The 23456-nt window shown below is 39.0% G+C and carries 28 protein-coding genes; 13 read left to right on the forward strand and 15 right to left on the reverse strand.

Going from position 1 to position 23456, the window contains the following annotated elements; translation table 11 throughout:
- Window positions 1–122 precede the first annotated feature (122 nt).
- Window positions 123–656, forward strand: coding sequence for an RNA polymerase sigma factor SigX (locus SJY16_RS17785; protein WP_377891292.1), 534 nt, complete (start codon window positions 123–125; stop codon window positions 654–656).
- The gene (locus tag SJY16_RS17790) at window positions 656–1861 is read left to right on the forward strand and encodes a GerMN domain-containing protein (protein WP_377891293.1); all 1206 of its coding nucleotides are present in this window, start codon (window positions 656–658) and stop codon (window positions 1859–1861) included. The genes SJY16_RS17785 and SJY16_RS17790 overlap by 1 nt, the downstream gene beginning before the upstream one ends.
- A 195-nt stretch (window positions 1862–2056) precedes the next feature.
- Here the strand turns inward: SJY16_RS17790 and SJY16_RS17795 are convergent, their stop codons facing one another.
- The 3 genes from SJY16_RS17795 to SJY16_RS17805 all read right to left on the reverse strand — a co-directional run bounded on the left by SJY16_RS17795 (window position 2057) and on the right by SJY16_RS17805 (window position 3563).
- On the reverse strand, window positions 2057–2539 hold the full coding sequence (locus SJY16_RS17795) for an endolytic transglycosylase MltG (protein WP_377891295.1): 483 nt from the start codon (window positions 2537–2539) through the stop codon (window positions 2057–2059).
- A complete protein-coding gene (locus SJY16_RS17800) occupies window positions 2532–2735 on the reverse strand; it encodes a hypothetical protein (RefSeq protein ID WP_224884582.1) in 204 nt (67 codons plus the stop codon). The genes SJY16_RS17795 and SJY16_RS17800 overlap by 8 nt, the downstream gene beginning before the upstream one ends.
- 204 nt (window positions 2736–2939) lie before the next feature.
- On the reverse strand, window positions 2940–3563 hold the full coding sequence (locus SJY16_RS17805; protein WP_377891297.1) for an NUDIX hydrolase: 624 nt from the start codon (window positions 3561–3563) through the stop codon (window positions 2940–2942).
- A 140-nt stretch (window positions 3564–3703) separates the two neighbouring features.
- On the opposite strand from SJY16_RS17805, the gene SJY16_RS17810 reads away from it, so the two are divergent.
- Window positions 3704–4210 carry a BsuPI-related putative proteinase inhibitor gene (locus SJY16_RS17810; protein WP_377891298.1) on the forward strand — a complete coding sequence of 169 codons (507 nt, stop codon included), beginning with the start codon at window positions 3704–3706 and terminating at the stop codon, window positions 4208–4210.
- Between the two features lie 58 nt (window positions 4211–4268).
- On the opposite strand, the gene SJY16_RS17815 is transcribed toward SJY16_RS17810, so the two are convergent.
- Window positions 4269–4949, reverse strand: a complete 681-nt coding sequence (locus SJY16_RS17815) for a DUF1836 domain-containing protein (protein WP_377891300.1) — start codon at window positions 4947–4949, stop codon at window positions 4269–4271.
- A 172-nt stretch (window positions 4950–5121) separates the two neighbouring features.
- Here SJY16_RS17815 and SJY16_RS17820 point away from each other — a divergent pair, with 172 nt between their 5' ends.
- On the forward strand, window positions 5122–5652 hold the full coding sequence (locus SJY16_RS17820; RefSeq protein ID WP_377891302.1) for a hypothetical protein: 531 nt from the start codon (window positions 5122–5124) through the stop codon (window positions 5650–5652).
- Between the two features lie 89 nt (window positions 5653–5741).
- Here the strand turns inward: SJY16_RS17820 and SJY16_RS17825 are convergent, their stop codons facing one another.
- From SJY16_RS17825 to SJY16_RS17845, 5 genes are all read right to left on the reverse strand, one after another.
- A complete protein-coding gene (locus SJY16_RS17825; RefSeq protein WP_377891303.1) occupies window positions 5742–5912 on the reverse strand; it encodes a hypothetical protein in 171 nt (56 codons plus the stop codon).
- A 65-nt stretch (window positions 5913–5977) separates the two neighbouring features.
- Complete coding sequence (locus SJY16_RS17830) at window positions 5978–6970, reverse strand: zinc-binding dehydrogenase (protein WP_377891304.1); 993 nt, start codon at window positions 6968–6970, stop codon at window positions 5978–5980.
- Between the two features lie 149 nt (window positions 6971–7119).
- A complete protein-coding gene (locus SJY16_RS17835; protein WP_377891306.1) occupies window positions 7120–9090 on the reverse strand; it encodes a hypothetical protein in 1971 nt (656 codons plus the stop codon).
- A gap of 30 nt (window positions 9091–9120) precedes the next feature.
- Window positions 9121–10389, reverse strand: coding sequence for an ATP-grasp domain-containing protein (locus SJY16_RS17840; protein ID WP_377891308.1), 1269 nt, complete (start codon window positions 10387–10389; stop codon window positions 9121–9123).
- Between the two features lie 260 nt (window positions 10390–10649).
- The gene (locus tag SJY16_RS17845; RefSeq protein ID WP_377891310.1) at window positions 10650–12776 is read right to left on the reverse strand and encodes an ATP-dependent Clp protease ATP-binding subunit; all 2127 of its coding nucleotides are present in this window, start codon (window positions 12774–12776) and stop codon (window positions 10650–10652) included.
- A gap of 333 nt (window positions 12777–13109) precedes the next feature.
- Here SJY16_RS17845 and SJY16_RS17850 point away from each other — a divergent pair, with 333 nt between their 5' ends.
- Window positions 13110–13574, forward strand: a complete 465-nt coding sequence (locus SJY16_RS17850; RefSeq protein ID WP_377891311.1) for a hypothetical protein — start codon at window positions 13110–13112, stop codon at window positions 13572–13574.
- Here SJY16_RS17850 and mnmH read toward each other — a convergent pair.
- Complete coding sequence (mnmH, locus tag SJY16_RS17855) at window positions 13537–14598, reverse strand: tRNA 2-selenouridine(34) synthase MnmH (protein ID WP_377891313.1); 1062 nt, start codon at window positions 14596–14598, stop codon at window positions 13537–13539. The genes SJY16_RS17850 and mnmH overlap by 38 nt on opposite strands.
- A gap of 117 nt (window positions 14599–14715) precedes the next feature.
- Between mnmH and ymzB the strand changes: the two genes are divergently transcribed.
- The 3 genes from ymzB to SJY16_RS17870 all read left to right on the forward strand — a co-directional run bounded on the left by ymzB (window position 14716) and on the right by SJY16_RS17870 (window position 16060).
- Window positions 14716–15063 (forward strand): protein YmzB, encoded by a 348-nt coding sequence (ymzB, locus tag SJY16_RS17860; RefSeq protein ID WP_377891315.1) that lies wholly within the window; start codon window positions 14716–14718, stop codon window positions 15061–15063.
- Window positions 15064–15194: 131 nt separating this feature from the next.
- The gene (locus tag SJY16_RS17865) at window positions 15195–15557 is read left to right on the forward strand and encodes a DUF4870 domain-containing protein (protein WP_377891317.1); all 363 of its coding nucleotides are present in this window, start codon (window positions 15195–15197) and stop codon (window positions 15555–15557) included.
- A gap of 305 nt (window positions 15558–15862) precedes the next feature.
- Complete coding sequence (locus SJY16_RS17870; RefSeq protein ID WP_377891319.1) at window positions 15863–16060, forward strand: DUF2188 domain-containing protein; 198 nt, start codon at window positions 15863–15865, stop codon at window positions 16058–16060.
- A gap of 249 nt (window positions 16061–16309) precedes the next feature.
- Here the strand turns inward: SJY16_RS17870 and SJY16_RS17875 are convergent, their stop codons facing one another.
- The 3 genes from SJY16_RS17875 to SJY16_RS17885 all read right to left on the reverse strand — a co-directional run bounded on the left by SJY16_RS17875 (window position 16310) and on the right by SJY16_RS17885 (window position 18153).
- Window positions 16310–16687, reverse strand: a complete 378-nt coding sequence (locus tag SJY16_RS17875; protein ID WP_377891321.1) for a KGG domain-containing protein — start codon at window positions 16685–16687, stop codon at window positions 16310–16312.
- A 173-nt stretch (window positions 16688–16860) separates the two neighbouring features.
- Entirely contained in the window at window positions 16861–17301 is a 441-nt protein-coding gene (locus SJY16_RS17880; protein WP_377891322.1) for a macro domain-containing protein, read from the reverse strand.
- A gap of 153 nt (window positions 17302–17454) precedes the next feature.
- Complete coding sequence (locus SJY16_RS17885) at window positions 17455–18153, reverse strand: AIM24 family protein (protein WP_377891324.1); 699 nt, start codon at window positions 18151–18153, stop codon at window positions 17455–17457.
- 161 nt (window positions 18154–18314) lie between these two features.
- Here SJY16_RS17885 and SJY16_RS17890 point away from each other — a divergent pair, with 161 nt between their 5' ends.
- Together SJY16_RS17890 and cls are read left to right on the forward strand one after the other, a co-directional pair.
- Window positions 18315–18710: a DUF948 domain-containing protein gene (locus SJY16_RS17890; protein WP_377892319.1), complete on the forward strand. Its 396-nt coding sequence runs from the start codon at window positions 18315–18317 to the stop codon at window positions 18708–18710.
- Window positions 18711–18765: 55 nt separating this feature from the next.
- Window positions 18766–20265, forward strand: a complete 1500-nt coding sequence (cls, locus tag SJY16_RS17895) for a cardiolipin synthase (protein WP_377891325.1) — start codon at window positions 18766–18768, stop codon at window positions 20263–20265.
- On the opposite strand, the gene SJY16_RS17900 is transcribed toward cls, so the two are convergent.
- Entirely contained in the window at window positions 20260–20811 is a 552-nt protein-coding gene (locus SJY16_RS17900) for a GNAT family N-acetyltransferase (protein ID WP_377891327.1), read from the reverse strand. The two genes, cls and SJY16_RS17900, sit on opposite strands and share 6 nt — an antisense overlap.
- A gap of 203 nt (window positions 20812–21014) precedes the next feature.
- On the opposite strand from SJY16_RS17900, the gene SJY16_RS17905 reads away from it, so the two are divergent.
- Both SJY16_RS17905 and SJY16_RS17910 read left to right on the forward strand, forming a co-directional pair.
- Window positions 21015–21569: a histidine phosphatase family protein gene (locus tag SJY16_RS17905; RefSeq protein ID WP_377891328.1), complete on the forward strand. Its 555-nt coding sequence runs from the start codon at window positions 21015–21017 to the stop codon at window positions 21567–21569.
- A gap of 1 nt (window position 21570) precedes the next feature.
- Window positions 21571–21759 carry a hypothetical protein gene (locus SJY16_RS17910; protein WP_377891330.1) on the forward strand — a complete coding sequence of 63 codons (189 nt, stop codon included), beginning with the start codon at window positions 21571–21573 and terminating at the stop codon, window positions 21757–21759.
- 42 nt (window positions 21760–21801) lie between these two features.
- Here SJY16_RS17910 and SJY16_RS17915 read toward each other — a convergent pair whose 3' ends face one another.
- Window positions 21802–21975 carry a hypothetical protein gene (locus tag SJY16_RS17915; RefSeq protein WP_377891331.1) on the reverse strand — a complete coding sequence of 58 codons (174 nt, stop codon included), beginning with the start codon at window positions 21973–21975 and terminating at the stop codon, window positions 21802–21804.
- A gap of 132 nt (window positions 21976–22107) precedes the next feature.
- On the opposite strand from SJY16_RS17915, the gene SJY16_RS17920 reads away from it, so the two are divergent.
- The gene (locus SJY16_RS17920) at window positions 22108–23445 is read left to right on the forward strand and encodes a DUF2254 domain-containing protein (protein ID WP_377891332.1); all 1338 of its coding nucleotides are present in this window, start codon (window positions 22108–22110) and stop codon (window positions 23443–23445) included.
- Window positions 23446–23456: the final 11 nt, after the last annotated feature.

Below are 23456 nucleotides of genomic sequence, written 5' to 3' on the forward strand. Positions count from 1 at the left end.
TCCCATTCTACAGAAAAGAGCTCATATCCCAAAGCACTTTGTCTTTTTGAAGAAATTTCAACCTTACTGTAACCTTTTAGTAAGGCATATCGTTTTGTTATATAGGAGGAGGAGGGATTAAAATGAATGAAACATTTGATCGGCTGTATAACGACTATCACACTACATTATTCCAGTTCTTATTCTATATGGTAAAAAACCGTGCAGTCGCTGAGGAGCTTGTCCAAGAAGTTTATATTAAAGTACTGCGCTCCTATCATTCATATGAAGAAAGAAGCAATGAAAAAACTTGGCTGTTAACGATTGCTAGGAATGTCGCAATCGATTATCTACGAACCCATAATCGAAGGTCATCTCGCTGGCTAAGTAAATTTGAATTCAATAAACAAAATACAAAAGACGATACACCACTCCCTGAAGAAATAGTGATGCAAAAAGAAGAAGTTCAGGCCATCTACCATAGCTTGAAGAACTGCACTCTCGACCAGCAACAAGTACTTATTCTTCGTTACATTCAAGAATTCACAGTTAATGAAACGGCTGAGGTGCTGGAATGGAGTGTAAGTAAAGTGAAAACCACCCAACATCGTGCGATCAAGGCACTTCGCGAACTGTTGGATGACCATACGAAGACGAATTTAAAGGGGGTTTTATAATGAGCGACAAAACAAAATCTCTGCTATCGAAATTGCCCGAAGTAAAGGATCATCAAAGTAAAGAAATGATCTATCAACAAGTTCAAAATAAAATGAAAGAACGGGGTAATAACATGAAGAAAAGTAAGAAACGCTTAACGTGGGTTATTCCATCCTTTGCAACCGCAGCTGTTGTCATTTTATCTCTATTTCTTTTACCTGGTCTATTTGACCAACCTGAGGACCAATCCGAGAGCGCTTTAACAGAATCCTCTGCAGACAAGCAGTCTTCTAATGAAAGTGCCACGACTGCAACATTAGATGAAGAAAAAAAGATCGTGGATGATCCAATCGGAAAAGCGGAAGAAAATGATAAAGGATTTGCTGCAGAAGATAGTACCACATTTGATCATTACAACCCTGCCATGCAGACTGGAACCGAAAGTATAGTACTCTCGTTCCCTGATCAAGAAAGTCTAGCTCTGATTCCTTTAACGTTTAATGTTGATAGTAAGCAAACTCTATCAGAACAAATTGATGAAATCCTCTCCTCATTTGATGCTAGCGGAAAAGGGTTTGGTCAATCACCATTAGCTGAAGCTACCATCGATGTCGAAACAGTTGATGGATCGAAGACTCTTGTGATCGACTTCCCAACACCTGGAGACAGCTTGTCATCGAACGAATCCATCTTGATTCGTAATAGCACGAAGTGGCTTGCAGATAGTATTGGAGTAAAACACATCACTTGGAAAACAAACGGTGAGAATGGATATACGCTTGGAAATTTCGGTCCTGCTGAACAAAGCATCGAAGAACAGCTTGCACCTTACTTTCTATTCGAAACAAACACAGGCAGTCGATACCTTGTAAAAGGATCTCCTCTCTATGGTGAAAGTGCACCTGACTTAGAAAGTGTACTCTCACTTATGAAGGATGGTGATAGCGAACACAGCGCATACTCTCCTTCGATTCCAGAAAATGTTTCAATTGATTCTGTTGAAAAAAGAGACAGCCTGGCGACGATAACTTTCACAGAAGATAGTAAATTTAATTCTGAAGAAGAAGCTATGGAAACCCTTGAGGCAATCATGCTAACCGCATCACAGTTCGGTTACAATAAAGTCAGTTTCCTTAATACTGGATTTGAAAAAGTGGGACCGTACTCCCTTTATGAAGCTATTCAAATCCCTCAATCTCCAAATGCAGCTTCTCTCAGTGAATAAGTACTTTTTTAATTACTCTATTTAAGAGGAACACAGACATAGTCATAGATTAAGGTCACAACAAACGCATCTGAACCTACAGATGCGTTTTTCTTATCGAGTGAATCTTATAAAAGAGTGAAAAGTCTCTTGTTATAAATACAAAAAGAGCTTGGTGGCATAACATGCCATACCAAGCTCTTATAAAGTGGTTGATTATCTTGCTATTTCAGTAATGATCTCAGCAGGTGTCATTTCAGTATTTAGCTCATGATCACCTGGTTGAATAGCTGTTTCTTTACCTTTTTTCCTTAATACATCTATGAATTCATCCGCACTTTTCACTAGCTTATGACTTTCGAGACTTTGCGCTACTTCTTGGCTAGTCATGCCCTCTTTAATGGTGAAATCGACCTTTTTAAGTTTTGGCTTTTCTTCTTCGGCATCTTTTTTATCATCAGCTGGCTCTTTAGCGGTTTGCATCGATTCTAATTTCTTCAGTGAATCCTGTAGTGATTCGTATTCTTCTTTCTTTACCATCACCATATTCTTTTCATTTAATTGCTCTTCAATCAATTCATCGGTAGACTTCTTGCTATCTTCTGCTAAAACATTAGAAAACATAAAATAATAAGCCCCGAGAAGGACTGCAGCAACTAAAAGACCTACAGCGATACCCTTTGCTTCTTGCTTACTCATTGCTACCACCATCAGCGATTTTCGTTTGACGTTCAAGTAGTTCTGTACGTTGTTTTACAACCTTTAACTCTCTCATCAAATTGATATACACATCATCAACTTGCCCTTTAACTTCCTTTGCATAATCGTTTACAAAATATGAGTAAATAAAGAAGCCAAGTGAACCGGCGAGCAATAGAAAAATGATCAAAAGCATTATTATCCCCCTACTAACTGTTTTTTGCATTTTCTATATAAACGTATTTCTTCCATCCAATTCTTTCGTTTCTAATGAAGGCTTTCTGTCTATTTCAGCCTTTATTAAAAAAACGGAACACAAAAAACTAGAAAAAATACGACACGAATCGACCTTTTCTAGTTTACCTATTATTTATTAAACTGGCAATACATTTAAGTCTTACTAATGATCGTTGATAAGTTGGATGAAATGATAAAGAATCCTTGCAGTCATGCCCCAGATTACGTAATCCTCAAAGTAATAGAAATACTCCGGCATCACAGAAGATGACCAATTATATTGCTCACCATTTGGAATAAGGTGGAAAGGGAACGTGTCTTCCGGTTTCATATGTAGTTTAATATCGTGGCGTTCAGGAGGATTCGCTATGAAATAATTCAAAGGAACTGTAAATACTTCTTCTACCTCCTGAGGATTGTGAGATCGTTTCGTATCTTTTCGAATTATTCCTAAGAACGGATAGACAATCGATTGAAAAGACGAAACAAGATAATCTAGCTCGCCAATTACGCGGAGATCTTTTTCTGTTACCCCTAACTCTTCGCACGTCTCCCTCTTAGCCGCTTGTAATGGACTAGCGTCGGATTCATCAACTTTCCCACCCGGAAAACATACCTCTCCAGGTTGTCTTCTTAAAGTATGTGCTCTTACTTCGAACAACACGTGGATCTCACCATCTATTTCCATTAAAGGAAGAAACACTGCAAATTTAAAAAAACGTTCATTTCCTAGTACTTCACCAGTTCTCCCTTCAACTTTAGAGTGAATATCTTGCCATAACTGCATTCTATCGAACTCCTTCTATGCTTCCTTCTCTAGTTATTATACCTATAAAAAAGGTCATTTTCATAATTTGCGCAAATTTTCTCATAATATTTGTAACCTTTTTCTGTTTCAAGACGTCCAATTAAGAAAAGGGTGATTATATGTTTAAATACGTAGCTATAGGTAGCATCGCACTTATGACGTTAACCGGATGTGGAGAAGGGAATGAGTCTATGAATTCAACGAATAATGGAAATGACGTTAGCGAAGAAGTTACCTCTGAATCAACTTCTGGATCTTCTGGATCATCTGGTATTGTTGCTGGTTCAATGGAACCATCACTAACATTGGAGTCAACAGATAATGGGAAAGCGATCTTTACTTATCGCATTCAAAATCAAACAGAAAAGGTACAAACCATCACTTTTCCAACAAGTCAGAAATACGACTACAAGCTCTATAATGAAAAGGGTGAATCTCTGAAAACATATTCTGCTAACAAAAGTTTCATCAAAGAAACGGAAATAGCTGAAGTGAAACAGGCTGAGAAGTTGGATTACACTATAACACTTGATTCTCTATCAAGTGGGTCTTATACTCTTGAGATCTGGCTTACTGTTGAAGGCGAGGACAATTATAAGAAGAAAATTGATTTCACGATAGAATAAGTCAAACCAGCTGGCATCTGCATCGGATGTCAGCTGGTTTAATTATACGATCGTAGAATTAACGTAGTGCACGCTCAAGATAACGTTTGGACATTGTTTGAAAGTATGCAGCTTCAACAGATAGTGACGATGAAATAAGAAGACTTTCCATCGCTTCACTCTGGAATGATGTTAAGCCACTATTTGAACACAGTTCCTTCGCTTTCGTTTTGATAACCACCGCTGAAAGAGTGTTATTTGAGTGAACCTCTTCAAAAAGAGAGGCATATGCGTGATAGAAAATAAGCGGGTTGATCAAATCATCATTTCGATCAGCAGGGTTATTGAACGCAAATTTCAACAACAAACGAATACTCTCAAAATCATGTGTATTCTTTAAATCCTCTACAATGAATAAAATTGCTGCCTGTTCGATCGAATATTTTTTCCCGTGTTGCGGAGACCCAATCCAGTCCTTTATATCCCTCTTCACCCAATTTTGAACAGCGGTGGAACGAAAGCTTGCATATTCAATTTGATTACCAAGGCTGACGATTTCGTTTATAGAAAGACCAATCGCCCTTTCTTCAGCTTTTAGAAGCTTTTGAAATATAGGAGGAAGGTTGTGATTATCTTCAAACTCCCCCTTACTTCCTGTACGTTTCCACGCCTCTACCAAGATGTCGTATGGATTTTCTTGATTTCGAATACATTGCAATATTTTTCCCATTTCTAATCTAGTTAAATAATAGCCTTTCATCTTACACCCCTACACCTTATAAGGTCATTTGAACTTATCGTATATTTTCTTTATGGAAATATCAAGAAGGAGTGATTCAGAATTTAATATTTGGGCTATTTACCCGTTGGTTAGTTGTAACTGTTTCGGAATTGGGTGAATATCCTGTGTTATGTAAAGGAGGAATTTGCTTATGAACATGTACAACAATCCTTACGGTAACCAACACGTACAGGGTGCTATGCAGGGAGCGAACATGCCGAATCAGCAAGTTCAGGGAACTATGCACGGACCGAATATGCCGAATCCACAAGTTCAGGGTGCTATGCAAGGACCGAATATGCCAAATCCACAAGTTCAGGGTGCTATGCAAGGACCGAATATGCCGAATCCACAGGTTCAGGGTGCTATGAAAGAACTATCGGGTGATATGAAGAAGCTATGTAAGAAGTATAATAACTATCATGCTAACGTTCGAATGAGTGATGGAATGGAGTATGAAGGGATCATTATGGACTCAGACAGTGAACATGTTTCTTTATTACTACCTCAAGAGGTGGAAGAAGAAGAAACAGAGCGTCAGTATGGGTACGGACGTCGACGTTACCGTCGTTACGGAAGGTACTTCTTCCCGCTTGCTGGTATTGCTGCACTTAGTTTAATACCTTATTACCGCCCATACCCTTACTATGGCTACCCACCTTACGGATATCCTTATTATTAAAATACCTAAAAGAAGACGAAAAGGAAGCCTATAATGGCTCCCTTTCGTCTTTTTTTATGGTTTACATGTTAATGAAGAAGGTCATTTACTTATCGTTTTCTTTGTTGACGTATTTCCTTTTTTGAAATAAGCTCATTTCCTTGTTCGGAAGTAAACCGTTGATTGAGTGAATGATCGGAAATACTGTCAAAAACCATATCTGGATTTAATGAGGTATTCATCTTGATATCCTGTTTTGACCTCTTCCTATTTTCCGTCATGATATCCACCTCCATCATTACATATCATGACCTGAACTATTAGAAACATACCTTCTAAGCAGTGATTACATGGTAATTACAACTTTTCCAAATTGTTTTGCTTCCGATAAATGATCGAATGCCTTCTCAATATGAATTAATTTGTAAGTTGTATCAATGATTGGCTCCACAGAATGCTTCGTTGCAAATTCAAGCATAGCGCTAAATTCTTCTGCGCTCCCCATTGTGGATCCAAGGAAATTATATTGCCCATAGAAGAAAGATCTTAAGTTGATTTCTGCAGTATCTCCAGTAGATGAACCGAAGATCACCAGTGTTCCCCCGCGCATCAATAGATCTAAAGAACGGTTGATTGTAGCTGCCCCTACGCTTTCGATCACTAAATCGATCTCTTCATCTTGTGTTGCCTCACCCCAATCTTCTTCATTGGAAAGAACAACATCTGCTCCAAGTTCGAGTGCTCTCTTGCGTTTCTCTTCACTTCTCGAACTTACGATAACTCTAGCACCGATGGCTTTAGCAAACTGAAGTAAGAATGTTGCCACACCTCCACCGATACCAGGAATGAATACCGTTTGTTCACTCTTCAATTGACCTCGTGTGAACAAAGCACGATATGCTGTAAGTGCAGCTATGCCATATGAGGCTGCCATCTCATAAGACATAGAAGCAGGTTTTGGAACGGCGTTTTCTTCAGGAAGCACAATGCTTTCAGCAAAAGTACCGTTTCCCGGAAATCCAACAATTTGAAACCCTTCTGGGGGAACCGCAGAGGTCTCCTTCCAACCTATTCCGGGGTTAATGAGAACCTCGTCTCCTACTTTTACCGAATCGACGCCTTCCCCAACTTCACTTACGACACCAGCACCGTCTGAACCTAAAATTACCTCAGGATCACCATTTGATCGACGTTTAGGGACAGATAGGTCTCTATGGTTTAAGCCTGCAGCTTTCAGTTGTATTTTCACTTCCCCCTTGCCTGGGCGAAGCTCTTCTAAATTGTCTTTGTATGTTAGTCCTTCTTTTCCTTTCACTCCACCGTGTACGTATCCTTGCATATGTATTTTCCCTCCTAAAATAATTTGCATCCTTATAAGCGGTCATGCTCTACCTATTCCTGGGTTTGGACGTTTGTAAACCCCAGTGATTCCTACATTATCACAAATAACAATAAACGCATCAGGAACTCTTCCTGATGCGTTTATGTTTAGCCACTAATCCATTTGTATTCTTGTCCCCAGCTTTCTTTCGCAAGGTTTTTTACATTTGCAACACTGTCTCGCTCAACTGCGTACGAATCACCTTGCTCGTACGGATTGTAATGAAACGCATAGAGACGCGAAGTAAATTCTTCAAAAGAAAGAGAGCTCTCTCCAAAGTTCTCTCCGTTCCCCATCACTGTACTAACGATTCCCTGACCCCAGTTCTGAGAGCCATCGTTGTTAGGGTTGTAGAAATAAACACGGTAGTTTCCTTTAGGACATTGCGCTATTCTTTGAATTGACACCGCATGAAAACCAAGCATCTTTCCATGTACATTCGTAATAAATATACCTACTGGATTTGGGTAGATCAATTCATATTCATCGTTATATTCGGGATGGTGCGTGGCATAAAATAGCCTCACAAAACCTGGGTAATCAGCGATGTTACCAGTTATAGGCTCAATTACTGTGCTGAATCCTTTTTGTACCCAATTTCCATAAAACGCAGGATTCACCCATCGATGGCCATCTTCCCCTCTTAAGGCTACGCGTGTCATCATTTCGCTATAGATTCGATCCAAGTGAGGAACTAAAACAATCGATACAGGATCAAGCTCAGGATGAAGTTCTGGCGCTAAGCCTCCCTGTAGATCTTTTGAGTAGATACTCACACCTTCGAATACCATATCGATTTCACCATCACGTGCTGCTCGAGGGATAATTTCAAGCAGATAGCCAGGAGCATGCTGAGCCCATAAACTGATTCCTCTTGCTGCCTGACATGTTGGGTTTAATCCCTGACCCACTCCAAGCGGTTGGCCGAGTACGCTGATGACACCAGCTAGAAGAATACTGTTTGCTGTAAGACCTTCTCCTTCATTAGCTGATTTAAATAGAGCATTTCGAACTTCCGGTCGAATATCAAGCTCGATCAGTCTTCTAAGCCCAGGAATGACCGGTGAAGCCGACAGAACCCCTCTCTCTAATAACAGCGCTAACCCATATACCGATTGACATGTCGATGGGAAAAGAGCGACTTTAATAAGCTGATGAACGAGTTCAGCGTGCTCCTCAAAGTTCGCTTTCCCTTTTCCACTCAACTGCAAGAGTGCCGGAAGAAACTCTGGAGATTTCCTACTTAATACGCGTGCGAGAACGCTATGATGCGGTGAACAAAGACCGGTTTTTCTCATCGAACGACCCAGAATCTCACTTTCTCTTTGTAGCTCTTCTGCAGAAAGATTCATTAATTGCTTGCGATATTCATTAGGCTGTGAATATAAATGGCTTAAATTCGATGGTCCTTCAATCGAAGCTACAAATTGCTGAAGAACCTCTCTCTGACTATCATTCTCATGTGTCTTAAGCATCTCTTTTGCCATTTTGATAATCGAAACGGTGCGTTTAACCATTATAGGACGTTGCGCAGTTAATCGTTTGATTTCGTGTATCAGGGTTTCAGAGAGCGCACTAGACGAAAGATAACGAGAAATGAACTCAAACAATCGCTGAGCCTCAGCCGCATTTTCCTTTTTTTCAATCCTTGAAGCTTCTGTTGCTTGAGGAAATAATAAATCTAAATTAAGAGCCATGACTTCATTTAGAAAATCCATAGCCATTTCTTTGGACACGTTAGAATGCGGTACCTTTCCTTCAGCAATGGCTAACATACGTAAATTGCTCATCATTTCGATGACGTATGGAAGCCCCTTTGCTTGTAGGGACCCTGCCACTAGTGGTGGCTGAAGCTTTGATGCATCTTCCCATGGCCCATCCTGGAAGACTCCAGCTTCATCGAATTTATCTGCATATTTAAATAGGATTTCAAGCCCTTCATCTGTTTCAAGAAGACGATTTGCTTCTTGATAAACGTCCGTCTGATATCTAGATTTTGCGTATGCGGGCGCTTCGTTAAGCTTAGTCAATGACTGGGAAAACCTTGCAATCTTTCCTTCTGTTACTTCAGATGGCATGCTTAATTCTCCTTTATGATAAAGAATATTCTATAAGTAGAAGTCGTACTTTTCATAGTATTCAAGCAAACGCCTCATCTCAGCACTATCATCTCCAAAGAAGAAGATCGTACCATAATGATTCCCAAATCCAACTCGCTCGGCTACCTTTCCTTGCGGAGGCGTGAACATGTCATGCTTTTCGAAGAAGGGATGCTCTTCTAGCTCCTCTGGAATCGTTAACTCTTCAATGAAATTGACGTGAGGATGTACCATGAGACAACCAGCATATCCATTAGCCTCATCTTCAGATGGGAAGAATTTTCTCAGCTCTTCTTCCGTTGTGTTAGGGTCACTACAAAGAATTTGTGCTTCATATGCACTAAAGCCGTAAGCGCGTTCAATCAAATCAAAAATATGACCTCCAGGAACACGTGCAGCTACTTCTCCAAAGTGTAACGTTCCATCTGGCATGATGAAATATTCTGGGTGTATCACACCGTTTTCAATTTCAAATGCTTCGATGAGTTGCTCAATCGCTTGTCGTATAACTGGTCGTTTGGACTCTAGAGACGGGGAAGGCGGAACAAAGTTTGAATACCCTAATTTCACATATTCTGTGATGTTAAGGAATTGAATTTGTCCTTTATGAACAAAAACCTCACATGAAAACTCTTGTCCATCAAGGTGACTCTCCATCAATAATGGGAAATCACTCTCTGTTAGAGCTTCGATATCAGCTGGATTATCAATCGCACGGTGACCTACAGAACCAGCCTTATCGAGCGGTTTACAATGAATAGGATCGTATTTATCACCATCAACTTTAAGAAGTGCCTCATTTACTCTTTTGAGGAATCGTTTTACATCATCCTTATCTCTTGCTTCTTCAAAGACGCCAACTTTAATTCCAGCAATTTGTGCCTTTCTCTTCATCATCCCTTTATCTCTTAACAAAAGAGAACGATTAAAGAGACGAGGTTCTTGGCGGAATCTGGCATTTAATGCTCCTGCCCACTCTACGCATTCTTCATATAGAGGAACAGCTACTTCAGCACCTAATACTTTCAGTTGCTTATAGAGCTTGTCTGATCCCTCATTCAAACGATCAAACTCCCACCCTACAAATGTGATATTATGTTTCTCAGCGTAGTCTTTGAATTCAGGAGGACCTACCACTACAAAAGGCCGTTCTAATTTATCACAGGCCTCAATCGCCGGAAGACTCCATCCAATTAAAGCAGTTAAATATGGAATTGTTTTTCCTTCTGGCTGACTTTCTTCCAACGTCTGGTTTATTTCTAATTGATCCAGTTCCATTCGTTTTCGCTCCTTTTTTCATATAATAGAGAAATCTTCCTGACCTTCCCTCTCTAACGTAGCAGATATGACATGACTTTTTAACTAATATTCTGACTTTTAGCCAAATTACGACAAAAGAAGTCGGTATTCTTTGTTATTCGAGTTAATTCGACTACTCTTAGATCAGAAAATCAGCTACTATTCTATTCCCTAATTCTTCTAATTTCTAACAAAAAAAGAAAGCCGCTCTGGAGTGAGCGGCTTTTAACAGTAATGGTTTATGATTCGTTTTTCACGCTGATCTCACCTTCGACTACATCTACCTTTACTGATGTAACGTTTCCTTCATCTACAAGTAAATCAGCGATGCCATCTTCTACATGTTCCTCGATGACTCTTCTTAATGGACGAGCACCAAACTGAGGATTATACCCTAATTCGGCAAGTTTGGATTTCGCCTCTTCCGTAACGTGCATGGTGATTTGTTGGTCATTTAAGCTTTCGTTTAATTCTTCGAGCATTAAGTCAACGATTGATACAAGACTTTCTTTTTCGAGTGATTTGAAAGATACGATGGAATCAAAACGATTGAGAAACTCAGGTCTGAAATACGAGCCGAGACTTTCCATAACATCCGCATAACGCTCTGCTGATTCGAACCCTACTGTTATTCGACGTTCTGAACTTCCAGCGTTACTCGTCATAATGATGACAGTATCTTTGAAGCTCACCGTTCTTCCCTGGCTATCTGTTAAGCGTCCATCGTCTAATATTTGTAGAAACATATTTTGAACGTCAGGATGTGCTTTTTCAACTTCATCGATTAATAAAATACTATACGGCTTTCGGCGCACTCGCTCTGTTAATTGTCCCGCCTCATCATGTCCCACATACCCTGGTGGTGATCCGATGAGTTTAGAAACAGAGTGCTTTTCCATGTATTCACTCATATCGAGTCGAACCATCGCGTCTCTATCTCCAAATAATTCTTCTGCTAATGACTTAGACAATTCTGTTTTACCAACACCAGTTGGTCCGACGAACAGGAATGACCCAATCGGTCTGTTTTTTCGTTTCAACCCTGCACGACTTCTTCGAATAGCTTTTGCCACTTTGTGAACCGCATCTTCCTGACCGATTACGGTGGCATTAAGCTGATCAGCAAGGTTCTTCATCTTCATTTGCTCATCTTCTTGAAGTTTCCTTACAGGTATGCCCGTCTTACTCTCGATGAGTTGTTGGATATCTTCAAGGTTAACGAGAGCATCCGCCTCATTGTTTTCTTTCAAGGATTCCTCTAATTTCTTCTCCAGCTTAAGCTCTTCATCCCGAAGCTTAGCAGCTTTTTCATAGTTTTCTTCTGTTGTAGCTTGTTTTTTGTCTGCGGCAATCTGCTCCAGACGTTTCTGTAGTTCATCATGGTTCGAAGCTGTAATGGTTAAATTCATTTTTGCACCAGCTTCATCTAATAAGTCAATTGCTTTATCAGGTAGAAAACGATCCTGAATGTAACGATTGGATAATGTTACACATCCATGTATCGCTTCTTCAGTAAACTTAACTTCATGGTAGTCCTCGTATCTTGGTTTAAGTCCTTCCAAGATTTGAATTGCTTCTTCTATTGTAGGCTCATTCACCATCACGGGCTGAAAACGTCTTTCAAGTGCTGCATCTTTCTCAATTTGACGGTATTCTTTCAACGTTGTCGCACCCATTAATTGAAGTTCACCTCTTGCTAGTGCTGGTTTTAAGATGTTGCCGGCATCCATTGAACCTTCTGCCGAACCAGCCCCAACGATTAGGTGAATCTCATCGATAAACAGAATGACATTTTTTCTTGCTTGTAGTTCAGCTATTAGCTGTTTCATTCTCTCTTCAAACTGACCACGAATACCTGTATTTGATACGAGAGATGCTACATCTAATAAATAGATTTCTTTATTTTGAAGTTTAGAAGGTACATTACCTTCCGAAATACGAAGCGCTAGTCCTTCAGCAATAGCCGTCTTCCCTACACCTGGCTCTCCAATCAAGACAGGATTGTTTTTGTTTCGACGATTGAGTGTTTCGATAACTCTAGCTACTTCTTCGTCTCTTCCGATGACTGGATCGATCAAACCAGCTTTTGCAGCGTCAGTTACATTCTTACCTAATTCATCTAGCAGTGCGCCGTTTCCACCATTGGTTTGTGGTTGTGCTTCTTTATTTTGAAAAAATTCTTGATCTGGTTGTTTCATAAAAGACTGGAAGAAATCATCAAATTGACTTTTTGATGAAGGTGTTTCTTGACCATTCAACACGTTTGCATAGCATGAACTGCACAAATGAACACGCTTTTTATTGTGGTTAATTTGAACATTCAACTGTACTTTCGCAGTATTTTGATTGCATTTTTCACAAAGCATATGATGGCCTCCTAAATATGTTTTATTTATATGAAAGTGACTATCTTTTTTATCAAGGTCAATCTTCCTCTGACTTTGACTATATTTGACCTTGTATTTATATTATAATCTGACTATCTTTGACTTTCAAGTATTTCGTTTTTTCTTAAAGCCATTTATTCATATAAGAGTAGCCACAACAATTGTATCGCAACTTAAAAAATGTAATATTTGAAATAAAGGAATTTTTTCTAAGGTTGGATAATAGATTGTATTAATCTACTTTTCGACAAAGGGTATACAAGTTTACTAGTCTGGCAACAATGGTGATAGATTAAAAAGGGAGGAATACCAATGAATGATTCAGTCTATCAATTGATAGTTGAAACCACCGTCAAGCGCGTGCCTACCTGTCATGAATCACCTGGTGATTTCTTTATTGCCCTCGACAGCTCTGATTACCCATACCTCATTCTACCGACACCGAGAGAAATGTTTGATAACGACGATGTTTTTACCATTCGCCTGATCCCAGATGTTTTGAATAAATTCCGCTATGAATTGGACAACTCTTACACAAAGCTATCGTTCAGTCGATTTTCTACTTTTTTCGATGATAAAACGTATTACTTTGGCCCTGAAGAAAACATGCTTGTTACATTCTTAACTTCCACTATTTACAAAAACTATGTTGCCTGGATCAGTCACCTTTACTTCAAACGTATCGATGACTTGATTGAACAATATAATAACGAACCGGGAAAAGAGCAGAAAAAAACAATCAAAGCGAAACTTTCTCGCCTTCTGATCGAAGCTTAGATACCAGACAATCGATTTCATTCTGGACAAGGTGGCATCCTTCAACAAGAGAGCGATAATGAATATTGACGATTTCCCCTTCGTTTTCTGTTGCCTTATACGTATATCGGGGATCATAATAATCCAGCAGAAGTTTCTCAACGACTGTTCCATACTTCTCTTCTTCAAGCGCTCGGTAAATAAGCTGACGATTTTCATCTGACAGTCGTTTCTCAATTTTGTGGATGCCTTTCACTATTTTCTCAGCATTCTGCTCAGGATGATACGTATTTAATATCGTTTGGATTCGGTAAGAAAGCGGGGCGTGAACATGGATGCGCGTCCCTTTTTGTTTGCCTTCAAGGATGAAATCAGGGACGATGATATTCCCTAATCGTTTACTTTCAGACTCAATTACATAATAATCGGTGTCCCCTATTTCATTAAGTCTATCGTATAACTTCGCTTCAAACTCCTTTTGACTTCTCCCAGGTAGATTCACTCTTCCGAAAACTGAACCTCTATGAGCTGCTAATCCTTCTAAATCAATGACAGGATACCCACTTTCTTCCAAGCGTTGTAAAATCTCCGTCTTTGAAGTTCCAGTCAAACCTTCTAATACCACAAAAGGGATCTCTCTCTCAGAATATGTTCCAAGTTGATCGATTACTTTTTGTCGATAAGCACGAATTCCTCCCACTAACTGAAGGCAAGGTAGACCCATCATTTCAAAAATAACAGCAAGACTTTTGCTTCGCATACCGCCCCTCCAGCAGTAAACAACGAACTCCTTACCTTGCGAAATCGTTTTTGCCCGCTTATAAAATTCAGGGAGGGATGGAGAAACGAGCGAAATTCCAAGCTCCTTCGCTGCTTCTGTTCCTTCTTTTTTATATGTGGTCCCTACTATCTCCCTTTCTTCATTAGAAAAGATAGGCATATTAACAGCACCTGGGATATGAAATTGTTCGTATTCTGCTGGAGTCCGCACATCTATTATTGGAAGTTCCCTATCCAGTACTTCATCTATCGAGATAGTTTTCATAACGACTCATCCTTTATCTCTCATTATTGAGTTCATTATATCACCCGTGTTCTAATCACCTTAAACCCTTGTTTATGCACTTTGAAATCGGGGAACTTTATAACGAGGTGAAAAAAAATGGAAACGACCGAAATGATTACCCGCATACAAGATAATTTAAAGAACTGGATGGGCGGACATCTGATCATCGAAAAAAAAGAAAACGAAGACTTAGATAAAGCAATTATGCTTTTAAATGACATCACTTTTTTGCATAAAGGCGAGACTATCGATGACTATACAACTTCGACACTTCTCCAACTAAAAGGAAAAGGAAAGATCATTTCTGAAGTAGATACCGTTCCCCTTCCCCACTCCAAATTTGACATTCAATTAGAAGATTTAATGAAAATCAATCAAGTAGAAGATGAGCTAACAATCACCACAGAAAGAGCAAGGTACACTATCACATACAACTCAAACTAAAGGGGCCTTAGATTCCTTTTTTATTGCTTTGTCCTAAAGGGGCCTTAGGTTCCTTTTTTATTGCTTTGTCGAGAATATCTAGAACTCCTTCTTAATATCTTTTATATAGACTGTTATGAAGGAGGTATTTAATGGAGCAAAATGACATACAGGTACCCGATGAAGAGACGCGCTCCTGGGCTATGTTTGCTCATCTGTCAGCACTTTCAGGCTATTTAATTCCATTTGGTAATATTATTGCCCCTTTAATCATTTGGTCATTAAAGAAGGATGTTCATCCTTTTATCAATGAGCAAGCAAAAGAAGCATTGAATTTCCAAATCTGCATGACAATTTACGGATTAATTGCTGGCTTACTCACTTTGATTTTGATCGGATTTATTCTTCTTCCAGCTATCTTTATCATCCAACTGGTTTTTATCATCATCGCTTCGGTAAAGGCGAACCAGGGTGAGGACTATCGATACCCACTGACATTTAGAATGATCACCTAAGTTTCTACAAATTTCGGGTAATCCACATAATTTAGGTTTGTCCATGTTATAATGGAAGTAAACTTATAATGTGGAGGGTGTGCCTTGGCTACAAAAGGGAAAGACCAATTAACAGTATGGGCGCTTGCATTCATGGTGTGGGCAGTACCAATCGCTTTTATTATCGGTTTCTATATCATAACTAGACCACAGTAAACCAGCGAACCGCTGGTTTTTTATTTTTTCTCACTATTTATGCTCAGGTTTTAGCTTCCTATTAGTTGGGAAAGAAGTATTTATACACCAACTAAAGGAGGAACTAAATCATGAAAGAATTCACAGTAGCACCAAACAAAGATGTAACAGGCTGGTATGTAAAAGTTGAAGATGTTGCACCTACCGATTTATATAAGATGCGCTCTGATGCAGTGGAGAAAGCTGAGGAACTAGCACAGGGAGATACACCAAGTAAGGTTCTTATCCTTGATGAGAAGCATGAAGTTGAAGAAGAACGAAAGTTTTAATAATAGCTAGCATCCCCTTCACAAATAATGAAGGGGTTTTTCTTTTGTTTGGCTAGATTGATTTCAAAATAAGATGGACATTGTTGCTATAAGAGCGGGGACTCCGATCTGTCCCTCTAGTCCCTCAGTAGTCGAGCACCTTCCACTCCAATCAGTTAAGTGTGAGTATTTTATTCAAAACTTCTTCAAGAAAACAATCTTTGAGAAAAGAGCCATATAAAAAGAGCGGATCGTCATCCGCTCTTCAACTTAGCTATTGCTGTTATTGTTGTTTCCGCCTTTTTTTCCAATCTCTTTATAGAACTCTTTGTCATGGTTCTTAGATGTTTGCTCTCCGCCCTTTTCGCCTATCTCTTGATAAAATTCTTTATCATGTTCGCGAGCAGTTTTCTTACCGCCTTTTTCACCTATATCTTCGTAGAATTCTTTATCATGTTCACGCGCTGTTTTGTTACCTCCCTTTTCGCCTATTTCTTGATAGAATTCTTTATCATGTTCATTTGCTGTTTTTTCTCCACCTTTTTGACCAATATCCTGATAAAAGTCTTTATTGTGCTCTCTCGAAGTTTTCTTACCACCTTTACGACCAGCTTCTTCTCTACTCATTTTCTCATTGTTATTAGCCATTTCTTCTTCCTCCTTTAAATGTTCTTTTTCTTTTTTTTGCTACATTTTTGATATTCCACGGTAGATAATTTCAAAACCAAATTTTGGAGTTATTTTACAAATTTAAGCCAATTGTACCAAGCTCACTCGATCTATTTTCATATAAAAAAGCCCCCGAAGCGGGGGCTTACCTATTAAGAGTAGTAAACATGGATCGGTCGTTCATATTTCTTCGAGAGCTTTTCTAATGATTTCTTTACATTGATCAAATCGTCTTTATCTATTCCACAACCAATTTTTATCTTAAAACCTTTTTCTTCAAATGGCTTCAATTCTTTAATCATATGTTCAAAAGATTTTAACCACGCTGGATAATTCGTTTGTAATCCGGCCGGCTTATATTGTCCATAGAGATTAGCGATAATTCTCTTGTTATCTTGACTTAAAGCAAATGAGCACTTGCCGAGTTTCTTCTTTGGAGGAAATGGGAAGTTCTCATCAGCTTTAGCTGCTTCAGGGTATGTTTCTTTAACTGATTTTGCAATCCCGACATCTAAAGCATTGAAGCAATCACATTGGTGCGCAATAACAGTACAATCACTTTTAAGAAGGTTGCCTTTTTCTAATTGAATCATACATGCACTCTCCTTTTAGAGAACCCTTTTGTATGATTATAATGAAAAATCAGATAATTTCAATAGGAATATTTTCCTTCAATCTGCATATTATGATAGGATTCGCTATTTTAATAGGATTTCACTCGTCTAAAAATTTTTATTTTATACTTACTACCCCTGGCTGTTTTGCATATAGACTTCTTCAAATGGTTGAACCACTACAAATCCTGATCCTTCAAACTTCATTTGGATCGACTCTCCGCTACCTCTTCCAAAGAAGGACTTTAATGAAACATCCGTTTGGAAATCTGGTTTTAAATTTCCAGACCATGCTACGGTGGCATTTGGATCTGTAATAACAGGTTTATCTGGCGTTACACGGATCGTGAGTGGTTCATAATGACTCGTAATTGCGATCATACCTGGGCCATTACACGTCACATTAAATAGTCCACCAGCCATCATACCAGTAATACGTTTCATCATTCGGATATCCCAATCGATCCCTTCTTCAAATGACAGGAGATCATTCCCATTTACACTGATCGACTCTCCTTCACCTAGATGAATAATAGAAATTTTCTTACCGGCATCTGCTAAGTATAACTTTCCTCTTCCTTCTGCTTTCATAAGTGAAGCACCTTCACCCGTAAATGCTTTTTTGAACATTTTTCCGAGGCCGTGTTCTAAAATTCCTTCTCTTTCAAATTTGATTTCCCCATTATACGTAATCATGGCACCCGCTTTTGCCCAAACCTTACCGTTTAAGTTCACTTCTAGCACTCTTTCAGTCTCAAGTTCAAAAAAACCTTCACCTTTATCCTGTTGTACAGTAGATTTAACGAATTCGTCCATCGAATACCGATTCATAGAAAACTCTCCCTCCTCATTCTTACCACCATTTTACAACATTACCTATTACTTCTCACACAGTTCGTTTACACTGTATATAAAAGGTTTGTTTTGAAAGATCTTGCACAGGGTACATTAAACCTTATAAGACTAAGACTGGAGGTATGATCTTGATTATCGTGTATGCTAGCATCGCAATTGTTGTTCTTTCACTCGTTTATCTCGGCATCGTAGCAGTTAAAACCTCTAAAGAAACGAAAGTATCACTGAACGATTTTTCTGCCACTGCTGCAAGACTTCAAGAAAAAGTAGATCGAATCAATGAAGAAACGAATAACTTATCAAACACATCCAACCAAATTTCCGAAAATATTCAAGCAAAGAAAGAAACGATTCAAGGCGTGATTGGGCAGGCAAAAGAAACTCCTGAACCATTCAAGAACCTTATTACTTCAATCAAGAACACTCCAAACCCTCAAAAAGAGGTAACGGACGAAAGGTTAACCGAATTAGGAGATAGACTGATCGAGATGTGGGGCCGCTACCGCGTAAAGAAGAAATCGAAAGCGGAGTAAGGGCATAGCCCTTACTTTTTTTGTTCTGTAATACTTTAAATTAGGTGGGCTATTTATGAAACAAATAAGACAAATCATTTTCTTTATATTAATGACAGCAAGCATTTATATTATGTTATTCACCTCTGTCCCCACCTTATGGAAGTGGGTAGCGGGGACAATCTATTTCTCGATTTTGTTTTCTATTCTATTTGTTCTCATGCTGGAACAGAGGTCGCCTTACAAAACGTTACTATGGATGTATGTGCTCATTTTCTTTCCTATCATAGGGTATGTGTTCTTTCTCTTCTCAGGTCAGTTAGAAGTACAGGGACATCTATTTAAAGAGAAGCGTACTAACGGCCTTGAGTTTTTCCAAAAGCACGTGAACTTCTCTGCCTCAGAACGTTGGAACGATTTAAACGAGCGGAACCAAAACTTTTCAAATCTTATCGCAACGATGGTATCTAGTCCAATCAGTATGCGATCTCAAACGAAGCTCCTTCTTAACGGCAGTGATACATTCTCCGCTATTAAAGAGGAAATCAAAAAAGCCCAAACGTATATCCACTTGGAATACTATACTTTTCGTTCTGATGAATTAGGGAAGTCAATCATTCAACTTCTTGTTGAGAAAGCGAATGAAGGCGTTGAAGTTCGAGTTCTCTACGATTCCATCGGAAGCCACAATCTATCTCGATCTTCAAAGAACGCGTTAAGAGCTGCAGGTGCAAGTGTTCAGCAGTTTTTACCCATTAAGTATGGATTCTTCAATCAAACTGTTAACTTTCGAAACCATAGAAAGATCATTGTGATCGATGGACGTACAGCTTTCGTTGGTGGGCTGAATATTGGTGATGAGTACGCTGGTGATTATAATGGGATGAAATACTGGCGAGATTCACACCTACTCGTAAAAGGTGAAATTATCTCCGCAGTTCATGGGGTATTTCTTATGGACTGGGAATACATGGCTGGTGAAAGTCTTCTATCAGAAAAGTATTTGGAAGCCTATGAGGTAGAAGGTGACGGTGGTACCCAGGTGGTCCCAAGTGGTCCAGATACAAAGAGAAGTGCAATGACAGACTTATACTTCAATTTAATCACGACAGCCAAAGATCGAATATGGATTGCAACACCTTACTTCGTTCCCAATAAGGCACTTAGAGCAGCGCTTTCCATCGCAGCGATGAGGGGTGTAGAAGTAAAGTTAATCGTGCCTGAAGTGAGTGATGGGTTCCTTACTCAATATGCTACCCGTTCCTACTTCTCACAACTACTGGAATACGGTGTTGAAATCTACATGTATCAAAGAGGATTCTTACATCAAAAAATAATGATCGTAGATGATGATATCGCAACGATCGGAACCGCGAATATGGACATGAGGTCCATGCATTTAAATTTCGAAGTAAATGTCTTCTTGTTCCAAGCAAGTACCATTTCTGACCTGGTTCAGGCATATCAAAATGATATCGAAGACTCCGTAAAAGTCGACAAGAAAAGATATCAAGAAAGAGGATTGCTTCATCGTACGAAAGAATCGTTTGCTAGACTTTTTTCTCCAGTTCTATGATTTCCTCCAATCTTTCTTTAAAAGAGAATGCATGATGAGGTCGATATAATTGCCCCTAGCAAACGCATAGTCTCTAAGAATTCCTTCCTCCTGGAAACCAAGTTTATGTACTAATTTTCGGGAGGATGAGTTATCTTGATGAATCAATGCCCCGATTCGATTCAGTTGCAATTCATCGAAGCCATACGGAATAATGGCTGATAACGCTTCTGACATATACCCCTTCCCTTCTGCTTCCTCTATTAAATCGTAGCCTAACTCAATCCTGCCTACTCGCTTCGACCAATTGTGAAACCCACACGTTCCTATGATTTCGTTAGTATCCTTTCGTGCAATGCCCCATCTTACAGCTTGTTGATTCTCAAACCCTTTTTGAAAGCTCATTAAGACCCCTTCTGCTTCTTCCATGTTCTGAATCAACTCGCTACCATAGTACTTCATCGTATGCTTACTTGAAAATATAGCAAATAATGCCGGTAAATCTTTTTCACCTATCTCTCTTAATAACAATCGTGAGGTAAGTAAGTCTGGAAATTCTTCCTTCACATGCGACACTCTCCATTCACAAAAAATTCCCGGAGAACAAAGATCACATGCTCTCCGGGCCAATCTAAAAATAAGGGGATTAATAATAAGACGAACCAAACCAAAATAAGTTTCAATTTTTCGAATTTCTTTTTTAATCATTTGTTACACATGATAATATTTGAGATAAGATCATTTATAGTTAAAGGAAAGGAGTGATCGTAGTGGGGAAAAACCTGTATCTTATACGTCACTGTGAAGCAGAAGGACAAGCACATGACGCTTCATTAACTTCAAAAGGACGAGAACAAGCTGTTATGCTAGCTGATTTTCTTAAAGACATATCATTCGATAAGCTTTATTGCTCTCCTTACACTAGAGCGCTTCAATCCGTTGAACCCCTTGCGCTCCAATTAGACAAGCAGATTACGATTGATGAACGCTTAGAAGAAAGGAAGCTCTCCGAGAGTCTTCTCGATAACTGGATGAAAGAATTAGAAAAAACATTTGAAGATTTTTCATATAAGCTAGCTGGCGGAGAATCTAGTACTGAGGCTGCATACAGAGGAGTTGAAGCAGTGATGGACGTAGTTCGTGTAACAAAAGAAAATGCACTTGTTGTAACGCATGGGAACCTTTTTACGCTGATTCTAAATCACTTTGATCGATTTCATGGTTTTGATTCTTGGAAGTCACTTACTAACCCAGATTGTTATAAATTGATTTTCGATAATGATACCCTTACATCGATTGATCATATCATTCTGAGTGATCATTAAAATGACTACTGGGCTATATTCCAAATACCATTGTTGTGCAACTTGCATCCACTTTGAAGTCGTGAAAAACACTCGTACGACTTATCGATGTAAGCGACTTGGTTTTGAAACGAAACCAACTTATCAATTCAACTGCTGGGAACCTAAAGACATCGTGAAGAAGCGAATGAAAAAAGACAATAAATCTTAATTCTCATTATCAGTACCTCCTCAATCTGTGGGAGGTATTTTTTTAGAAGGTCGTTTCGATATCGGTCACTTCATTCATCCATTTATCAATTGCCTCTTGAGGCAGGTCCCAACTGATCCATGAAGCCATTACTTTTAACTCTTCCGATTTCACAACCCAGTATTCATAACGCTTTTCATGTATATTGCGGTATACTCCTGATTTATGGATTAGCATATAGCCATCTCCTCCTCTTTTTCTGTTATAAACGTTCATACCCCTTTTATATTAAAAGTAACACGCCGTATGTATGATTTGTTACTCAATAATCAAATACTAACCTAACTATGATATTGGGGGTGAGCCTTAATGAAGTACAGTAGTTTACGGCAAATTCAATCTAGCTTCTGGTTTATACCGACCTTCTATGGTGTAGGAGCGCTAATCGCAGCTATTCTCACACTCATTTTCGATAGACACATTATTCACGGCGAAGCCATTATCCTACCTTACTTCTTTTTTGCGACCTATGATACAAGTATAACAATCTTAAGTACACTCGTGTCTTCTATGTTAACAATGACGACCATCACTTTCTCTACAATCATGGTTGTCCTGACTACATATTTATCTAATTTCTCTCCAAGAACACTCCAGAACTTTATTACTGATCGTGTCACCAAACGAGTTCTCGGCATTTTCGTTGGTGGGATCATTTATTTTATCATCCTTCTCTTATTGATCGAACAGAACACAGAGGAAGGATTTGTGTATTTTGCACCAGTACTAGCTGTGACTTATGCGATTATATGCGTAGCTTACTTCGTATACTTCATCCACCATGTCGCAAACTGGATACTTGTCGGAAACTTGATCAAACATATATCGAAAAACACGTTAGAAACGATCGACCGAACTTATACAGATTATGAAAAAGCAAACGAAGGTAGAGCGGCTGCATGGGATTCATGGGAACTTGATGAAATCAAAATGAAAGAGCCTCGTACGATTTCTTCCGATAAATCTGGCTATTTACAAAATGTAGCGATTAACGATTTATTAAAGATTGCTATAAAGCACGATTTCATTATTAAACTAGAACGCGATATTGGTGAATTCATTGATGAAGGAACCGTTGTCTTTTCCTACTGGTCGACGAAAGAGCATCCCGAAGAGGACAAGATAATGGATTCTTTATCACTCGGAACCGAAAGAACAACTGATCAAGATATTGAATATGGCATTCAAAAGCTTGTCGAGATAGCGCTAAGAGCGATTTCTCCAGGAATAAATGATCCTAATACCGCTATTAATTGTATTAATCGTTTAGGAAGGGTCTTATCAAGATTAGGACAAAAGCATATTCCGCAACCTCTGTATCATGATGATAACAAGAATCTCCGTGTCATTACGAAGCCTGTAACCTACAGCACCTATTTATATAAAAGCTTCTATCAGATTAGGCATTATGCGAGGGAAGATGTCTCTGTTCTCGGCTCGATTCTCCATTCTCTCGAATTAGCAGCTGATGGAAATAAGCACGACATTCATGAGACAATTTGGGAATTCGGTCAGTTTGTCATACGCGGATTCGATCCAAACGTTCTTGACGAGCTAGACTTCAGATTTATTAATGAGAAGCTTAAAAAAGTTGCCAAAGCAACAGGGTTCCAAGAGGCATACACTCCGCTCAGAAAGCCTATATAGGTTTACAAAAA

It is taken from the genome of Alkalihalobacillus sp. R86527, assembly GCF_042466185.1.
In the GTDB taxonomy this organism is placed as follows: domain Bacteria; phylum Bacillota; class Bacilli; order Bacillales; family Guptibacillaceae; genus Guptibacillus.